Source organism: Marinobacter guineae (assembly GCF_002744735.1).
In the GTDB taxonomy this organism is placed as follows: Bacteria; Pseudomonadota; Gammaproteobacteria; order Pseudomonadales; family Oleiphilaceae; genus Marinobacter; species Marinobacter guineae.
In genome coordinates this window covers 427,095-443,810 of record NZ_KZ319341.1, presented here as the reverse complement: position 1 = coordinate 443,810, position 16,716 = coordinate 427,095, and the positions used below count along the sequence as shown (strand labels likewise).

The following is a 16,716-nucleotide window of genomic DNA, read 5'->3' as shown; positions in this document are numbered from 1 at the left end:
TTCCAAAACCGTGCGGAGCCATGGATGGCGGAGCCGAGCGTACAGGGACGTATTCACAGCGTGTTTTGGAATGCTGCCCCGCCGCTCGCTCCGGTGTCTGTCACACCACAGTTACTTGCTGCCGGCGTACCCCAGTTCCTTGTCGACCAGGTTGAAGAGCTCTTCTCCCTTGTGCCACCGGTCAAAATTCTCCAGGAACTGATCAGTCAACGCCCGCTTCCAACCAATGAAGTCACCTGCCATATGGGCGGTCATGGTCACGTTCTCCATGTCCCAGAGCGGATGATCTTCCGTCAATGGTTCCTCCTCGAACACATCCAGCCCGGCTCCGGCGATGTCGCCATTCCTCAGTGCGGCAACCAGGTCGTCGGTTTTAACGATCGGGCCGCGGCCGATGTTGATCAGGCGTGCAGAGTTCTTCATGGCTTTGAAGGCCTTCTCATTAAACAGGCCCTCCGTCTGCGGTGTCAGCGGGGCGGCAATCACCACAAAGTCGGCGTGGCCGAGCTGTTCGTACAGATCGTCGTTGCCATGCACGGCAACAAAATCCGGGTCATCACGCCTTGGTTTGCGGGCAATACCGTGGGCCTTCAAACCAGCGGCACTGACCAGGCGGCCAATCTGGCGGCCGATGGAACCGGCGCCCACCACCAGAACCTGCTTGCCTTCCGCTCGTTCCGTATCCCGATGCTTCCATTGGTGTTTCATCTGCAGCCTGATGGAACTCGGGAAATCCTTGGCGAACATCAGAATGGTACAGAGCACGTATTCGGCGATGGTGCGGTCGAAGATGCCGCGGGCATTGGTAACCGTTACATCACCCTTGATCAGGTCCGGGAACATCAGGGCATCAACCCCGGCACTGGTGGCATGGATCCATTCTAGCTTGTCGGCTGTGTGCCAGGCGGCAGCCAGGGCTTCGGTGCGAAAGTCCGTCACCATCATGATTTCGGTACCGGGCAGGGTTTCCCGGAGCGTTGGTTCGTCACAGGCAAAACGCACATCCGCGCGGGCCCTGAGTGCGTCCATTCCCGGCGGTTCCTGTTCTCCCGGTGCGGTGAGAACGGTTACAACAGGTTTGCTGTGCTGAGTCATTAAGCCTCCGCCTTTTTGATGTGCGACTGGTGATTGCCCGTGAGGGATATTTACAGTCTGGTCGGCAGGCCCGGTCTGGTCAACTTGCTGCGCGCATGATTTGCCTGCAACGGCGGTTATGGCGGTACTTTCACCTACCTCCACATACATCATCTTTATGACGTTTTGTCTTGTAGAGCCCCTCTTTACTGACTAACCTGCAGGAGTGGATTTTATCAGCCCCGTTTGCAGGAGGTGTTTATGGCAGAAGCCGCCAACAAAGAAACCGGCCAGACCAAACCGCGTAAAGTGAAGTACCGGAAGACCAAGGCCAGTTGGAACCCTGCCATGCAGGCGGTTCCAGTGCCGGGCATCCGTCGTATGGTGAACATGGCGGCCACCATGAAGGATGTGATTCATCTTTCCATCGGTCAGCCGGATCTGCCGACACCCAAGCATATTATTGATGCCTATATTGATGCCCTGAACGCGGGTCAGACCGGCTATACCATGGATGCCGGACTGCCGGAGCTGCTGGTGGCGCTGCGTGACTACTACGGCAAGCGTTACAACCGGAAGCTGACCCGGGACAACATCCTGGTCACCAGTGGCGCCACCGAGGCCATGTACCTCGCCATTTCCGCCACGTCTGCGCCGGGCAGGCAGTTTATCGTGACTGACCCGTCGTTCCTGCTGTACGCCCCTCTGATCCGGATGAACGGCGGCGAGGTGAAGTTTGTACCAACCCGGGCTGAGAACAATCACCAGTTGGATCCTGACGAAGTCATCCGTGCCATGGGCTCGCGTACTTTTGCCCTCATCCTGAACAACCCGAACAACCCGACCGGCGCGGTCTACCCACGCAGCACGGTGGAGACCATTCTAGAGGAGTGCGCCTACCGCGGGATTCAGGTGTATGCCGATGAGGTGTACGACCACCTGATTTTTGACGACGACGATTTCGCCAGTGTGCTGAACTGCTCGATGGATCTGGACAACATCATGTGCATCAGCAGCTTCTCGAAAACCTACAGCATGGCGGGCTTGCGGATCGGCTGGGTGATTTCGAGCCAGGCGGCCATCAAGTCGCTGCGCCGTTATCATATGTTTACCACATCGGTAGCCAATACACCGTCCCAGTTCGCAGGTGTGGCCGCGCTGACGGGCGACCAGCAGTGTGTGCGGGATATGGTGGATATCTACCGGGAGCGTAGGGACAAGGTGGTTGAACTGATAGACCAGACTCCCTACATGACCGGATATAAGCCCGGCGGCGCCTTTTTCGCATTCCCGGACCTGCCTCCCCATGTAGACGGTTCGGATCTTGCCCTGCGGATGCTGAAGGAAACCGGCGTCTGTCTGGTGCCGGGCGATGCTTTCGGGGAAGGTTGTACCAACGCTGTGCGGATCAGTTTCTCCACCACTTGCGAGAAGCTCGAGCAGGCGTTTGACCGAATCATTCCCTGGATGGCAAAACAACAGTTCTGAGGTGACGCCATGCCAGCCCTGGACTCGGTTCTCATTCAGTGCCCGTACTGCTGGGAGATGCTGGAAGTCAGCGTAGACCCGTCGGTGCCTGAACAGGAGTATGTCGAGGACTGCCAGGTCTGCTGCCAGCCCATTCTGTTGCGCGTCGTCTTTGACGACAACCTCACGCCTCACGTAGATGCCCGGGCCGAGAACGACTAACCGGCCCGGGCCGTTTCTGACCAATCATTAACCCACCGGTCTTGCCCGGGCTACCTCTGTGCCGCAGGATATAGTTATATTCTCTGGAGAAACCCCGATGAACATGACACCCCTGAGAGGCCTTTGGGCCCTTCTGATTCTGGCACTGGCACTGACAAGCGGCTGTGCCAGCATGTCCCCCTACTCCATTTCCGAAGGTGAGCTGGAGAGCCACCTTCAGGACGTGGTCAGTGAGTTCGACCGCCAGCAGTTGAGCAGCGGTTCGCCACTGAGCCTGAGCCTTGACGACGCCGACATTACCCTGGGTCCGGATGGCCGGGACGTGGTCGTGATCGATTTGCGGGGGCAGGTGGCTCTGAACGCACTGATGGCAAAGTTGCCAGTGGATATTGCCCTGAAGGTGGAAGGAGCTCCAGTTTACGACAGTACGGAAAAAGCGATCTTCATCAGGCGACTGCAGTTGCTGGACAGCAGCATTGATTCACCGTTTTTCAAAGGGGACCTGAAGCCGGTTACCGACACGGTGATGCGGCTTGTCGCCCAGATGCTGGAAACCATGCCGGTGTACCGTCTTGACGAGACCGATTTTGCCCAGCGAATGTTTGGCATGATGCCGGTGGATGTTCGGGTGGCGCCGGGTCGGCTTGAGTTTGTTATGGCGGACGAGTAAATCCGTGGCCAGGTACTCTGGGTCTGGCCACGAAGATGCAGGCTTCCGGATCAGGGGGACGGTTTCACGCAGACAGGCGCTTGCAGATCGCTGCCCCGATCTCATGAGTGCCCCGCCGGGTTCCGGAGTTCTCCGCAAGATCTGCTGCAACCGCATCGAACAGTTCCTTGCCAGCGGCAGCAATTGCTGGGTCTTTTCGGCCCAGCCATTCCAGCATGCGCGCCGTGGTGAACAGCATGGCGGTCGGGTCCGCGAGGCCCTGGCCCGCAATGTCCGGCGCGCTGCCGTGGGTGGGCTCGAACATGGAAGGCATATCCGGGTCTGTGGGGTTCAGGTTGCACGAGGGCGCGACGCCCATGCCACCTGAAAGCACGGCTGCAAGGTCGGTAAGAATATCGCCCTGTAAGTTGCTGGCAACCACCACATCAAAGGCCCAGGGGCTCTGTACAAACTTCATGCAGGCGGCGTCCACCAGTTCATGGTGGGTAGCCACATCCGGGTACTCCTTGCTGATATCTTCAAAGGCTTCGGTGTACATGTCGCCCCAATAGCGCAGGGCATTCCGCTTGGTGACCAGGCATACCTGGCTTTCGCAGGTTCGGCCATCCAGAGTACGGAAAGTGCGGGTCCGGCCTTCGTTAACCCGGTCTGTAGCCCGGATTCGGGCCTGTTCAAAGCCATACCGGATGATCCGGTCTGTGGCTTTTCGGGTAAACACCTCCATCTGGGTCGCCACTTCATCGGGAGTGCCCTTTCGCAAGCGGCCACCCTGGCTGACGTATTCCCCCTCGGAGTTTTCCCGGATCACCAGCATGTCGATGTCTTTGGCGCGTTCATCCGCCAGATACTGGCGGGCGCCGGGAAGCAGCCTCGCCGGGCGCTCGCAGACCCACTGGTCAAAGCCCTTGCGCATATCCAGAAGCGGCGCCAGGGAGATGCTGTCGGGCAGCAGGTAGCGTTCCGGGTCATCCATAGGGCCCGGATCGCCCAAAGCGCCCAGCAGAATGGCATCGTATTTTTGCAACTGTTCCAGCGCATCCTGCGGCATGGATTCTCCGTGTTCCTCATGCCAGGCATGGGAAGGCCAGGGGAATCGCGTCCACTCAATGGCAAGGCTGTGCTTGGCACGCAGGGTTTCCAGGCAACGCACAGCTTCGGCCACCACTTCTGGGCCAATGCCATCGCCCGGGGTGACAGCGATTCGGGTAGTTTCGGCCATTCGGGAGACTCCTTTTGTAAACAGACTCGTATAAGCAACAAACCCCAGTTTAGTCATGTAAACCGGGGATGCCAGCGTTTCACGTGCTTTAACCAAAAGTGGTTTTACCAGGGAAGGGATCGAGGCTATAGTGAATTGAAAATACGTCTTATTGACGTAGCAAAATCGCCAGATTTGAAGTTCAGGAGTTGAAGTGAACCAACCCGCCGTACTGTTTGATGAATCCCATTGTGAGCAATGTGCCTGTGGAGCGGGACTGGATTTTTCCTTTACCTTTGCGTTCCAGCCGATTGTAGACGTGCTCAACACGTCTGTTTTTGCCTACGAAGCTCTGGTGCGGGGGCCTGAAGGGCAGGGCGCCATGAGTATTCTTTCCAGGGTAAATGAACGAAATCGTTACGCGTTTGATCAGGTGTGTCGCGTAAAGGCCGTGAAGCTTGCCGCAAAGCTCAAGATGGAACCTATGCTCAGCATTAATTTCATGCCCAACGCGGTCTACCGTGCTGAGTACTGTATCCGGACCACTCTTGCCGCGGCAAAGACTTACAATTTCGATACTCGCAAGATCATTTTCGAGCTAACTGAAGACGAACATCTGAACTCAACATCCGTTGACCATCTGGTGTCCATTATCGAAGCTTACAAGGAGATGGGGTTCAGCACTGCCATTGATGATTTTGGTGCCGGTTTTTCCCGCTACAACATCATGATGGCCAGTCCGCCGGACCTTCTTAAACTGGATATGGGTTTGATACGTAATATTCATCAGGAGCCTAACAAGCAAGCAGTTGTGGCAGGAATCATCACCATGATGAGACAGCTGGGCGGCCAGATCATTGCCGAGGGCGTTGAAACCAAGGAAGAGTACTTCTGGTTACGCTCCCAGGGGATCAGCCTGTATCAGGGCTACCTGTTTGCCAAGCCAGGTTTTGAGTGTCTCCCGGAGCCTGAGTTTCCGGCCTGAACCATATTTAAACTGACAGGATTAACCCTGTGCTCTACCGAGTCATAACGATTGTTGGCGGACTGGTATTTGTTATTGTCCTGTTCGCTTTGCTCTGGTTTTTCTGCAAGAAGTTCCTGGAACACCATGGTGTGACCGATCAGGCAAAAGATCGTGCCATGGTGCTTGCCACCTGGACCTTTGCCGGCATCAGTGTCGGGCTTGTTTTCGCTGTCGTGGGTGCGTTTGTTCTTGGGCCCTGGGCCTTCTACCGAACTTTGCGGGGGCATGGCGTCGGTATTTCCGATGCCGCTGCGATCTGGTGGGGCTTCGGCATTGTTCTGGCGGCCCTTGCCATTACCGGGATCGGCTTTTTCGGGTTTCTGATGGCCGTGGGTGCGTATTAGCGGTCAGCTGACTGCCTTGAGTTGTTCCCGGAACCAGATCAGCGCAGGCTCTCTCTCATAGGCTTTGTGCCAGTATAGATGCACGTCAATGGATGGCAGATCCACTGGCGGATCCATAATCCGGATATTTGCCCTCTCGGCGATGATTCGGGCGTAGGCTTCCGGCATGGTCAGCAGCAGGTCGGTATCCTCAACTACCCGGCAAGCCGCGTAGTAATGCTGGCACCTCAGCCTGATACTGCGCTGCACACCCAGTCTGGACAGCTCAAAGTCCTCAATGCCTGGTCCCTCGGTGCGTGAGGACACCAGAATGTGCTTCGCAGACAGGTAACCCTCCATATCCATTGTCTTTGCAGTCAGCGAGTGGCCGTCCCGTGCCAGCACGACCAGGCGGTCCCGACGGAGTAATTCGTGGGCGGTCTGGTTACTGACCGGCAGCAGCACATCCACCGAAAAATCCAGTTTGCCGGCGGCCAATTGTGTCTCCATATCGCGCCGCGCGGTCCGCTGGCTGACAATCTCCAGCTCCGGATAGGCGTCCAGACGCTTCATCAACCGGGGCAGAAAGGTAGATTCCAGAATGTCCCTCAATCCCAGCGAATAGGTCTTGCGCTGAGTTGCAGGGTCGAAAGCATGGAACTGGTTTACCGCGCCCTGAATCTGGGTTAGCCCCGGGCGCATGGACTCCAGGAACCGCCGGGCCAGGGGTGTTGGCACCATCTGATTGCCCTGACGGGTAAACAGAGGATCATCAAAGTGATCCCGCAGTCGGGACAGGGAGTGGCTGACCGCCGGCTGTGTCAGGTGCAGCGCCTTTGCGGCGCGGGTCAGGCTGCCTTCCCGGTAGATGGTGTCGAAAACGTGCAGCAGGTTCAGGTCCAGGCGATTCAGGGCCATGATTAACGTCCGCTTTGGAATAAGTTTGGCTAATAATAAACGATAAGAATAATTCAGTCGCGTAATAGTTAAGTCATCCCTAGACTGGTCTCAACGTAATTATTCCATGCACCCGAAGGTGCGATTGTCAGCGAGGATACGGCGATGGATTTCAATATTTCCGAGAAAGGCCAGGATTACCTCAACCGCGTGAAGAACTTCATGAAGGATGAGGTTTTTCCGATCGAGGCGCAGTACCACAAAGAGCTGGCGTCTCTGGATAACCGCTGGGTTGTGCTGCCGATCATCCGGGAACTGAAAGAGAAGGCCAAAGCCCGGGGCTTGTGGAACATGTTCTTTCCGGATGAGAAATACGGTTGTGGCCTGCTGAATTCTGACTATGCCCTCATTGCAGAGGAAACCGGCCGCAGTTTCATTGCACCGGAAATCTTCAACTGCAATGCGCCGGACACTGGCAATATGGAAGTGCTGATTCACTACGGCTCTGAAGAGCAGAAAGCCGAATGGCTGCCCCGGCTGCTCAGCGGCGAAATCCGTTCCGCGTTCTGCATGACCGAACCGGCGGTGGCTTCGTCCGATGCCACCAATATGGAAGCAACCGCCGTTGTTGAGGGCGACGAAGTGGTTTTGAACGGCCGCAAGTGGTGGAGCACCGGCATCGGCCACCCGGATTGCAGGGTGGCCATTTTCATGGGCCTGACCGATCCGGATGCCCACAAGCACCGCCGTCATTCCATGGTGTTGGTACCGCTGGACGCCCCGGGGGTAAAAATCGAACGAATGCTCCCGGTATTCGGTGAATACGACGAGCCGTATGGCCACGGTGAAGTGCTCTTCGACAATGTTCGCCTGCCCAGGAGTGCATTCATCGCCGGCCCCGGCCGTGGTTTTGAAATTGCCCAGGGCCGTTTGGGACCAGGGCGCGTCCACCATTGCATGCGAGCTATCGGTGCAGCAGAGCGCACATTGGAATTGTTGATCAGGCGGGCGACAACCAGGGAAGCGTTCGGGCGTCCGATCGCCAAACTGGGTGGCAATCCGGACATCATTGCCAATGCCCGCATGTCCATTGAGCAGGCGCGTTTGCTGACTCTCAAATGCGCCTGGGCGTTGGATACCAAGGGCATTATGGGGGCGCTGCAGGAGGTCTCGATGATCAAGGCGGTGGTTCCGTCCATGCTGCAGACCATTGTCGATCAGGCCATTCAGATTCATGGTGGTGCCGGTGTCAGCGATGACGACTTCCCGCTGACGCAATTGTTCGCCTATGCTCGTGTTTTGCGGTTGGCCGACGGGCCTGACGAGGTTCACCGGGCCATGGTGGCCAGGCTGGAACTCCGTAAATATAAAAACTGAATCTCGAACTTCGGGGGCGGGAGCCGGCGGGAAGGGGGTTCTGAAACACGCTCAAGCACATCCATGTGGCGCTTGGGCTTCGCCATCCATGGCTCCGCACAGTTTCAGAACCCCCTTCCCGCCGGCTCCTTCTGACTTGTGAGTGGATTTCCGGGGTGCTTTTTGTGCAATTGGTGCGGACTCTCAAAAACAAAAGTTGTTAGACCTTTGCAAGAACCTGGTTCCGGCTGACTCAGAAATCGGGGAGCTGCTGCCGGGAGGGGCTTTCCAAAACCTTGCGGAGCCATGGATGGCGGAGCAGAGCGTACATGGACGTATTCACAGCGTGTTTTGGAAAGCCCCTCCCGGCAGCAGCTCTTGCACCAAAAAAAGAATACGAACTCCAAACGTAACGGAGAGAAACAGCGATGACACAGAGAATATTCATAACCGGCGGGGCCAGTGGTCTCGGTCGGGCGATTGCATTGAGATACGCCAGAGAAGGCGCCAGGGTCTGCATCGGCGACATTAACCCGGAGCAGGGCGTTGGTGTTGAGAAAGAGATCAATGCGGCTGGCGGCGAAGGTTATTTCATGGAGTGTGACGTCCGCAGGCTGACCGATTTTGAGAAAGTCCGGGATGATCTGGTCAAGAAGTGGGGTGGTGTCGATGTGGTGGTGAACAACGCCGGTGTTGCTTCTGCCGGTTCCATTGAAGACACCACCATGACCGATTGGGAGTGGATTCTGGATATCAACGTGCTGGGTGTGGTCCGGGGCTGCAAGGCGTTTACGCCGCAGTTCAAGCAACAGGGTTCTGGTGCGTTTGTGAATGTGGCCTCCATGGCCGGCCTGATGCTGGCGCCGTTGATGGACAGCTACAATGTCACCAAGGCCGGGGTTATTGCCCTGTCAGAGACTTTGAGCCAGGAGCTTCGGGAATCCGGCATTCACGTGAGCTGTGTGTGCCCGGCGTTCTTCCAGACCAACCTGACCAGCAGCATGCGCTCCGATATTCCCGGTATCCAGCAGAACGTGAACAAGCTGATGAAGCGCTCCACTATTACTGCTGAAGATGTCGCCGAGGATATCTTCCGTTCGGTGAAAGATAAGACTTTCTGGGTGCTGCCCCATGCCAGGGAGCGTCGTATGTGGATGGTAAAACGCCATGCACCCTGGGCTTTTGACTGGCTGATGCACCAGGAAAGCAAGCGCTGGATGAGCAAGATGGGTGGTAGCAAAGCCTGATTCGGGCCGTTACCGCCCGATAAAAAAGATTCAAGAGGAGAGTCCTGAATGACCCAGATCGACCAGGCCGTGGACATCCGCGAAGGCGAGGAACTGGACACCGGCGCAGTGGACCAGTTCATGAAGCAGGCCATACCGGATCTGCAGGGTGAGCCCGAGATTCGCCAGTATCCGGGTGGTGCTTCCAATCTGACCTATCAGGTGGACTATGGTGAACGTTCCTACGTTCTGCGCCGGCCGCCGTTTGGCAAGATAGCCAAATCGGCCCATGACATGCTTCGTGAGGCCAGGGTGATGCAGGCGCTGAAGCCGGTCTATCCCTATGTGCCCAACATTATTGCCATTTGTGATGATCATGACATTCTTGGCTGCGATTTCTACGTAATGGAACGCCTCAAAGGCATCATCCTGCGCCAGGATTTCCCGAAGGACTTTGAGCTCAGCAAGGCGGATACCCGCAAGCTTTGCCTGAACGTGATCGACAAACTGGTGGACCTGCATCAGGTGGATGCCAGGGCGGCGGGCCTGGACACGCTGGGCAAGGGCGCCGGTTACGTTCAGCGCCAGATAGACGGCTGGAGTGATCGGTTTCGCAAGGCACGCACGGATGATGTCGGGGACTTCGAAGCGGTGGTGAGCTGGCTCAACGACAAGATGCCGGAGGACACCGCCCAGGTGGTGATTCATAACGATTTCCGCTTCGACAACGTGGTGCTGAATCCGGGCAACCCGTTTGAAGTCATCGGTGTGCTCGACTGGGAAATGGCCACCATTGGTGACCCGCTGATGGATCTGGGTAACAGTCTGGCCTACTGGATCGAGGCGGATGACGAGGGCCCGTTCCAGATGCTACGCCGACAGCCCACACACCGCCCGGGGATGCTGACGCGCAAGGAAGTGGTGGATTACTACATGGAGAAGTCCGGCTTCTACGTTGATAACTTCGATTACTACGAAATCTACGGACTGTTCCGCCTGGCGGCCATCGTCCAGCAGATCTATTATCGCTTCTATCATGGCCAGACCAGGGACAAGCGTTTTGCGGCCTTTGGTCATGCCGCCAATTACCTGGAGAAGCGGTGCCAGCGACTGATCTCGGAGAGCTCCCTGTAATGGCAACGATTTATCTGGTTCGCCACGGCCAGGCCAGTTTCGGCAAAGACAACTACGACCAGCTTTCTCCCCGCGGGTGGGAGCAGGGCCGGGTGCTGGGTCGATGGCTGGTGGGCAAGGTGCAGCCCAATGCGGTGTTTGGCGGCAATATGGAGCGCCACCGCGAGACCGTTGAAGCCATCACCAGTGGTTTTGGTGACGCATTACCCGATATGCAGGCGGTCGAAGGGCTGAATGAGTTTGATCACATGCAAGTGGTTGAGCGCTTGCGGCCGGAATGGGCGGACCGGCAGCGCATGGCATCGGATCTGGCATCGTTCCCGAAACCGGCCCGGGCATTCCAGCAGTCGTTTGAGAAAGCCATGGCCCGGTGGGTCAGTGGTGAATTCGATAGCGACTACACCGAAACCTGGCAGGCGTTTCGTTCACGGGTGATTAGCGCACTCGATGAGCTTATTGAATATACCGATGGTGGAGACACCCTGGTGTCCACTTCCGGCGGTCCCATCGCCGTTATCGCCCAGCACTTGCTTGATCTGAGTGACAGGAAAGCGCTGGAGATGAACAACGTTATTGCCAACACCAGTGTGTCCCGCGTTCTTCATTCGGGACCCCGTCGCAATCTGGCCGTCTTCAACAACTATAGCCACCTGGAAGCGGAAGATCCCGCCCTGGTGACATTCCGATAACGAATCGAGGTGAATGAATGAGTAGCAAAAACCTGTTTGATCTGACGGGCAGGGTTGCCCTGATTACCGGCGCCAGCCGTGGCATTGGTGAGAACATCGCCCGCACCCTGGCGGATTACGGTGCCCATGTGATCGTCAGCAGCCGCAAGATCGACGGCTGCGAAGCGGTGGCGAGCAGCATCCGCGACGCCGGCGGCAGCGCCGAAGCCTATGCCTGCCACATCGGGGAAATGGATCAGATCGAAAATATCTGGGCCCACATTGAACAAACCCACGGAAAACTGGATATCCTCGTAAATAACGCCGCAGCCAACCCCTATTTTGGGCCGGTGGAGGAGACTGACCTGGGCGCCTTCAACAAGACTGTGGACGTGAATATCCGTGGCTATTTCTTCATGTGTGCCCGCGGCGCCCAGATGATGAAAAAGGCTGGCGGTGGCTCCATTGTCAATGTGGCTTCCGTGAATGGCGTGAACCCGGGGCACTTCCAGGGTATCTATTCGGTGACCAAGGCGGCCGTGATTTCCATGACCAAATCTTTTGCCATGGAACTGGGACAACAAAAGATTCGTGTGAATGCCTTGTTGCCTGGCCTGACCGACACCAAGTTCGCCAGCGCCCTGACTACCAATGAAGCAATCAAGAAGCAGGCCATGGCCCACATTCCCATGAAACGGGTGGCTGATCCGAGTGAAATGGCGGGTACGGTGCTGTATCTGGTTTCCGATGCGTCCAGCTATACCACTGGGGCTTGTATCAATGCGGACGGCGGTTACCTGACTATCTGAATGTGAACCGCGTAGCGTGAAACCGGGGTCAGATGAACGCTTTCATCTGACCCAAATGGCACGGTTCACGCCGGTGAGCAGGTCAGACTTTCGAAGTCGCTGTTCAGTTCCGACGCCCGGTTCTGCAGATGCGCCAGGGTGGAAGCATCGCCTGTCTTGATCAGATCGTGCATCAGCGAAGCCATGGCCGGCCGGCTTTCGGCCATCATGGCTTCATAGGCTTTTCCCCGGAACTTTTCGGAATTCATGATCAGGTTCTCCAGTTCCCCCGGGAATGTTGGCTCATTCCTTCGCTCAAGCACTTCCAGCAGCGCCAGCTGCCAGTTTCTGCGGCCCTGAAGCCAGATTTCGGTCTGCGTCCCGCGATTGGCGGACCAGGTCTCAACAATCTGCCGCTGTTCACTATTGAGCCTGCCCAGCCAGCGTTCCACCCGCTCCACTGTGCGGTCAGCCCGAGCTTCGGCTGTTGCTTTCGGGGAAGCGGCCAGGAATTCTTCCTCCATCTTCTGCTGGTTCTGTTCCATGTTTTCAGCAAGCTCATGCACCTGCTTATCACTCAGACTGGAAAGCAGGTTGACGGCAACTGGAGTGACCTGTTGGAGAAGGCCGGGAACGAAACCAAACAGCTGTTCCTGATGGTAAGCCACAGTTGCCTTGCCAACTGGGCCCTCCGAGACGTCGGATTCAAGCTCATTCAGCCAGGCCTGATAGCGGGGAAGCTCGGCCCTGCAATGCCACTGCCTGAGGTTGTTGATGTCGGCGTTGAGTTGTTGCTTCTGTGCGTTAGTGAGGGCTATATAATCTTCCACCCACCAGACGATGCCCCAGTCTGCGTAACGATAGGCTGTCTTGGTGGAGCTGCAGCCTGCCAGGGCAACGGCCAGTACCAGCAATAAGGCGACCTTTGAGAAAACATTAATCGGATTGCGGCCGTAGAAATCCATATATCACCCGACTTGGTCAAAAGACGTATCGAAAAAAGATTGCAAGCTCATTATCCTTCAGGCTCAGCGTTATTTAAGTTTACGATAGCTGAACAAGTTCAGATGCAACCACCCCGGTACCGATCCGCCCACCAGGAGACGCCATGAGCAGAATAAAGATTTCACGCATACGCCAGTTGGTATTCGGTTTTTACATGTCCGGCATCATGTCCCTGCTGATGTCCAGTGTGATCACGTTCATTAACACAGGTCTGGACAGCGGATTTGTTTATCGCTGGATGGCTGCTTTTATAGTTGCCTGGGCTGTTGCCTTCCCCTTGGTAACCTTCATCGCGCCCTTGGCGGGGAAAATGACTGCATTCACCATGCGCCGGTTTGAGGAAAAAAGTACACCTGCAAACTGAATTGTTAAATAGTGTAAATCCGATTTTTCTGTCACCTCGTAAGTTGCAATAACGCATGATTCAGGGACTGAAATTATGCAGGTTCGAACCACTCAATCCTGGTAATCAACCTCTGCAAGTGGGGAACAGAAACAATGAAAACGAACTTTGCTCTACCAATGGTTGTAGCGGGCAGCGTCTTGCTCGCAGGATGTTTCGACGGCTCGGATTCTGCGCCGAGCACCGATGTTCGAATCTTGCACGCCTCGTCTGATGCGCCTGCCGTAAATGTCCGTGTGAATGGAGACGTCGTCGTGTCAGGCGCGGACTACAAACAGGCTGCCGTGCTCAAACCCGATTCAGGCACTGCATCGATTGATGTCGACGGACTGTTGCCTGGCGGTGAGACCGCCACGGTAATAGAAGCGGATGGAGTGTCTCTTCGCTCTGATACCAAGTATGACGTGATTGCTGTTGGCAAGGTTGGCGACTCAACGATTGAGCCTCTGATATTGACCGATGATGGAGTCCGGGATGACGCTAACAGTGCGCGTCTCAGGGTCGCCCACCTATCGCCGGGGGCGGAAGCTGCCGCCGGTGGTCCGGTAGATGTTTACCTGACTGCGTTCGGTGATCCCCTTCCTGCTGAAGCAACGTTCAGCTTTTCCTTCAAGGAAAGTATAGGTCCCCTGGAAGTTCCGGCAGCTGACAGTTATCAGATACGCGTTACGCCCTCAGGGTCAGATGCTGTTGTGTATGACAGTGGTGAGATTGCACTTCCCGCGGGAGCGGATCTTTTGGTGGGGGCGGTCGACAATACGGTTTACGGGAATTCGCCCGTGAGCCTTCTGATTCTCAGTGGAGCCCAGGTAACAGAGGTTCTTGATGCCGGAACAGGTGCCGGTATCCGGGCTGTTCATAACTCCGCGGACGCTGGCCTTGTCGACCTGTACGTGAATGGCGCGCCCGGTATCGATCCTGCTGCGGTCCAGGATCTGGAATTCACCCAAACTGTCCCAGCCGACCCTGTGACTGGCGGTTACGTCGGTCTTAATAACGGTGAGAATCAAATCATTGTTACGGGTGCAAATGGAACTGAGGCGGCTATTGATGCGACACTTGATCTGGCGTTGGGCGATATTTCAACCGTGATTGCTGCCGGGACTATTGCTAGCAGCAGTTTGCAGGCACTTGCATTCCCAGACGACAACCGAAGCATTGCCACTGCAGCAAAGCTCCGCGTGATCCACGGCGCATTTGAGGCACAGGTTGTGGATGTCTATCTCCTACCGACTGCTGAGGGTGGTCCTGCTGCGACTCAGATTAATACTGCTGCGCCGGCACTGGATGACTTCGAATTCGGTGAGTCGTCCGGATACTTGCAGGTTGCGGAAGGGGATTATGTAGTCTTTATTACAACAACGGATGGCAGTGAACTGCTGAAAACCGGCAATATCACCTTGGCTGCCGGTGGTGTTTACACCGCCGTTGCGCGACTGGCAGCCCCGGGTGAAACGGGCAACATTGCTGGACTAACGTTAATGGATCACTTCGTTTCGGTGCAGTAAATCAGAAGCCACTTACAATGTTGGTGAAGCCCCGGATCTGCCGGGGCTTTGTCATTGTATGGAAGTCTCGGAAGAGCCGGAACCGGCCTGTGAAATAGCAGTTCCTGTCGGCGGTCTGAAATGAAGTGAATACAGAATCCGGTCCAGCACCGCCTGACCATTCCAGGCCGGATCATTATTGACCATGCCCACCACTGCCCAGGTTGTATTGTTAGCGTCGCGAGTAAAGCCAGCGATCGATCTAACATTCTCCAGATAGCCGGTCTTGATGCGGCCTTCTCCATCCATGCCTGTATTGCGGAGGCGACGGGCCATGGTTCCGTCCATGGCAATAATGGGCATGGAGGCCATCAGGTCCGCCGAGTATGCGCTGTTCCAGGCGTGCTGCAGTATCTGTGCGCCCTGTCGTGCAGAAATTCTTCCATGGCGGGTAAGCCCGGCTCCGTTATCGATCACCATGCCGGTGGTGTTGATGCCTTTGTCATCCAGCCATTCGTAGATCACCCGAATGCCGGCTACCCGGTCATCGTTTTCGTCCTCCAGTCGGTTTTCGGCACCAATGGTGAGCAACAGTTGGCGGGCCATGACGTTGCTGCTCCATTTATTGATGTCTCGCACCATGGATACCAGATCCGGCGAAGTGGTTTTCATGACCAGCCTCGCTCCGTCCGGGGTAACGCCATTGAGGTCGCCGCCGGAAATAACCACGCCCATGTCCATCAGAAGTGAACGGATCAATGAGGCGGTATACTGCTCAGGGGGAACCAGGGACATGTAGGTCGTGGTACGGCAGCCCTGAGGCAATTCACCGGTTACCCGCACCGTAACCCTCTGGTTATCATGAAAAATAGGCTCCCACTCAAAACTGCGACGGGAGGGGCATGGTCCTTCCGCCGTTGCGATGACGCGGTTGTCGATCACTATCTCTCCCAGGGAAGGGGTGCTCCAGGCCTGGGTGCCCCGTTCATCCGCTCGCACCTGAAGGTGCATCAGATTCAGGTTGGTCAGGTAAGCGGAAGGCTCAACGAGGAAGGGGGCGTGGGGATTGTCACCATTGTCTTCGAAGGTCGGGAAACCACCATCGACTTCAAAGTAGCTGCCATCCAGCACCAGATCCCCTTCGATTCTGGTGATGCCCATGCTCCGCAAATCTCTCAGGGTCGTCCAGAGCCGCTCAATGGTGAGCTTGGGGTCACCGCCAAAGCGGACGTAAAGATTGCCTTTCAGGGTGTCGCCGACCATGGGCCCGTCGGTCAGGAAATCGGTGTCCCAGCGATGGTTGGGACCGAGGACCTCCAGCGCTGCAAAGGTTGTAACCAGCTTCATGATTGAACCGGGGCTCATAAGCGTATCAGCATTGACGTACTGGTTAATGCCCGGGCCATTCAAGGGAATGGCGGCCATGCTCATGGCATTCTCATTGTGGAGCGATTCCTGCGCGTAATCTCTGAGCTGGTTGCTCCATAGAGGGTTACCGGAGAATCCTTTTCCTTCGGTCTCGGCGGTTGCAGCGAGCGGAGACGCCATCAGGGCAAAAGCCGCCAGTGATGCCAGGGCGGAACGTCTGAATTCAGGCCACATTATTTCTTCTCTGCCAGAGAGTCGCATTCCCGGAATTACCATCGTCGCAGTCCAGTGAGTTCTTATGAATAGACAATAGCCCATCCTGGCCGGTTGTACTATGCAGAAAAGCTCTACATGACGTTAAAAAATGGCAGTAGTGTCGTTGTTTGTATTGGATTTTTGTGAC

General features: G+C 56.2%; 17 protein-coding genes. 12 read left to right on the top strand and 5 right to left on the bottom strand.

Going from position 1 to position 16,716, the window contains the following annotated elements:
• Nucleotides 1–111: 111 nt before the first annotated feature.
• Nucleotides 112–1,095 carry a D-2-hydroxyacid dehydrogenase gene (locus CLH62_RS16435; RefSeq protein WP_099619265.1) on the bottom strand — a complete coding sequence of 328 codons (984 nt, stop codon included), beginning with the start codon at nucleotides 1,093–1,095 and terminating at the stop codon, nucleotides 112–114.
• A 240-nt stretch (nucleotides 1,096–1,335) separates the two neighbouring features.
• Here CLH62_RS16435 and CLH62_RS16430 point away from each other — a divergent pair, with 240 nt between their 5' ends.
• The 3 genes from CLH62_RS16430 (at nucleotide 1,336) to CLH62_RS16420 (ending at nucleotide 3,433) form a co-directional block, all read left to right on the top strand.
• Complete coding sequence (locus tag CLH62_RS16430; protein ID WP_099619264.1) at nucleotides 1,336–2,562, top strand: pyridoxal phosphate-dependent aminotransferase; 1,227 nt, start codon at nucleotides 1,336–1,338, stop codon at nucleotides 2,560–2,562.
• Nucleotides 2,563–2,571: 9 nt separating this feature from the next.
• Nucleotides 2,572–2,763, top strand: a complete 192-nt coding sequence (locus CLH62_RS16425) for a CPXCG motif-containing cysteine-rich protein (RefSeq protein ID WP_099619263.1) — start codon at nucleotides 2,572–2,574, stop codon at nucleotides 2,761–2,763.
• 97 nt (nucleotides 2,764–2,860) lie between these two features.
• A complete protein-coding gene (locus CLH62_RS16420; protein WP_099619262.1) occupies nucleotides 2,861–3,433 on the top strand; it encodes a YceB family lipoprotein in 573 nt (190 codons plus the stop codon).
• Nucleotides 3,434–3,497: 64 nt separating this feature from the next.
• On the opposite strand, the gene CLH62_RS16415 is transcribed toward CLH62_RS16420, so the two are convergent.
• Nucleotides 3,498–4,652: an isocitrate/isopropylmalate dehydrogenase family protein gene (locus CLH62_RS16415; RefSeq protein WP_099619261.1), complete on the bottom strand. Its 1,155-nt coding sequence runs from the start codon at nucleotides 4,650–4,652 to the stop codon at nucleotides 3,498–3,500.
• Between the two features lie 193 nt (nucleotides 4,653–4,845).
• On the opposite strand from CLH62_RS16415, the gene CLH62_RS16410 reads away from it, so the two are divergent.
• Together CLH62_RS16410 and CLH62_RS16405 are read left to right on the top strand one after the other, a co-directional pair.
• A complete protein-coding gene (locus CLH62_RS16410) occupies nucleotides 4,846–5,616 on the top strand; it encodes an EAL domain-containing protein (RefSeq protein WP_211285811.1) in 771 nt (256 codons plus the stop codon).
• A 29-nt stretch (nucleotides 5,617–5,645) separates the two neighbouring features.
• Nucleotides 5,646–6,002, top strand: coding sequence for a hypothetical protein (locus CLH62_RS16405; protein WP_099619260.1), 357 nt, complete (start codon nucleotides 5,646–5,648; stop codon nucleotides 6,000–6,002).
• A 3-nt stretch (nucleotides 6,003–6,005) separates the two neighbouring features.
• On the opposite strand, the gene CLH62_RS16400 is transcribed toward CLH62_RS16405, so the two are convergent.
• Nucleotides 6,006–6,899: a LysR family transcriptional regulator gene (locus CLH62_RS16400; RefSeq protein ID WP_099619259.1), complete on the bottom strand. Its 894-nt coding sequence runs from the start codon at nucleotides 6,897–6,899 to the stop codon at nucleotides 6,006–6,008.
• A 144-nt stretch (nucleotides 6,900–7,043) separates the two neighbouring features.
• On the opposite strand from CLH62_RS16400, the gene CLH62_RS16395 reads away from it, so the two are divergent.
• From CLH62_RS16395 to CLH62_RS16375, 5 genes are all read left to right on the top strand, one after another.
• Nucleotides 7,044–8,255: an acyl-CoA dehydrogenase family protein gene (locus CLH62_RS16395; RefSeq protein ID WP_099619258.1), complete on the top strand. Its 1,212-nt coding sequence runs from the start codon at nucleotides 7,044–7,046 to the stop codon at nucleotides 8,253–8,255.
• A 407-nt stretch (nucleotides 8,256–8,662) separates the two neighbouring features.
• Entirely contained in the window at nucleotides 8,663–9,481 is an 819-nt protein-coding gene (locus tag CLH62_RS16390; RefSeq protein WP_099619257.1) for an SDR family oxidoreductase, read from the top strand.
• A 48-nt stretch (nucleotides 9,482–9,529) separates the two neighbouring features.
• Nucleotides 9,530–10,594: a phosphotransferase family protein gene (locus CLH62_RS16385; protein WP_099619256.1), complete on the top strand. Its 1,065-nt coding sequence runs from the start codon at nucleotides 9,530–9,532 to the stop codon at nucleotides 10,592–10,594.
• On the top strand, nucleotides 10,594–11,283 hold the full coding sequence (locus tag CLH62_RS16380) for a histidine phosphatase family protein (protein WP_099619255.1): 690 nt from the start codon (nucleotides 10,594–10,596) through the stop codon (nucleotides 11,281–11,283). The genes CLH62_RS16385 and CLH62_RS16380 overlap by 1 nt, the downstream gene beginning before the upstream one ends.
• Nucleotides 11,284–11,300: 17 nt before the next feature.
• Nucleotides 11,301–12,071, top strand: coding sequence for an SDR family oxidoreductase (locus tag CLH62_RS16375; RefSeq protein ID WP_099619254.1), 771 nt, complete (start codon nucleotides 11,301–11,303; stop codon nucleotides 12,069–12,071).
• A 65-nt stretch (nucleotides 12,072–12,136) separates the two neighbouring features.
• Here the strand turns inward: CLH62_RS16375 and CLH62_RS16370 are convergent, their stop codons facing one another.
• Nucleotides 12,137–13,015: a DUF6279 family lipoprotein gene (locus CLH62_RS16370; protein ID WP_099619253.1), complete on the bottom strand. Its 879-nt coding sequence runs from the start codon at nucleotides 13,013–13,015 to the stop codon at nucleotides 12,137–12,139.
• 143 nt (nucleotides 13,016–13,158) lie between these two features.
• On the opposite strand from CLH62_RS16370, the gene CLH62_RS16365 reads away from it, so the two are divergent.
• Nucleotides 13,159–13,419: a DUF2798 domain-containing protein gene (locus CLH62_RS16365; RefSeq protein ID WP_099619252.1), complete on the top strand. Its 261-nt coding sequence runs from the start codon at nucleotides 13,159–13,161 to the stop codon at nucleotides 13,417–13,419.
• A 134-nt stretch (nucleotides 13,420–13,553) separates the two neighbouring features.
• The gene (locus tag CLH62_RS16360; RefSeq protein ID WP_099619251.1) at nucleotides 13,554–14,966 is read left to right on the top strand and encodes a DUF4397 domain-containing protein; all 1,413 of its coding nucleotides are present in this window, start codon (nucleotides 13,554–13,556) and stop codon (nucleotides 14,964–14,966) included.
• Nucleotides 14,967–15,017: 51 nt separating this feature from the next.
• Here CLH62_RS16360 and dacB read toward each other — a convergent pair whose 3' ends face one another.
• A complete protein-coding gene (gene dacB / locus CLH62_RS16355) occupies nucleotides 15,018–16,547 on the bottom strand; it encodes a D-alanyl-D-alanine carboxypeptidase/D-alanyl-D-alanine endopeptidase (RefSeq protein ID WP_211285809.1) in 1,530 nt (509 codons plus the stop codon).
• Nucleotides 16,548–16,716 lie beyond the last annotated feature (169 nt).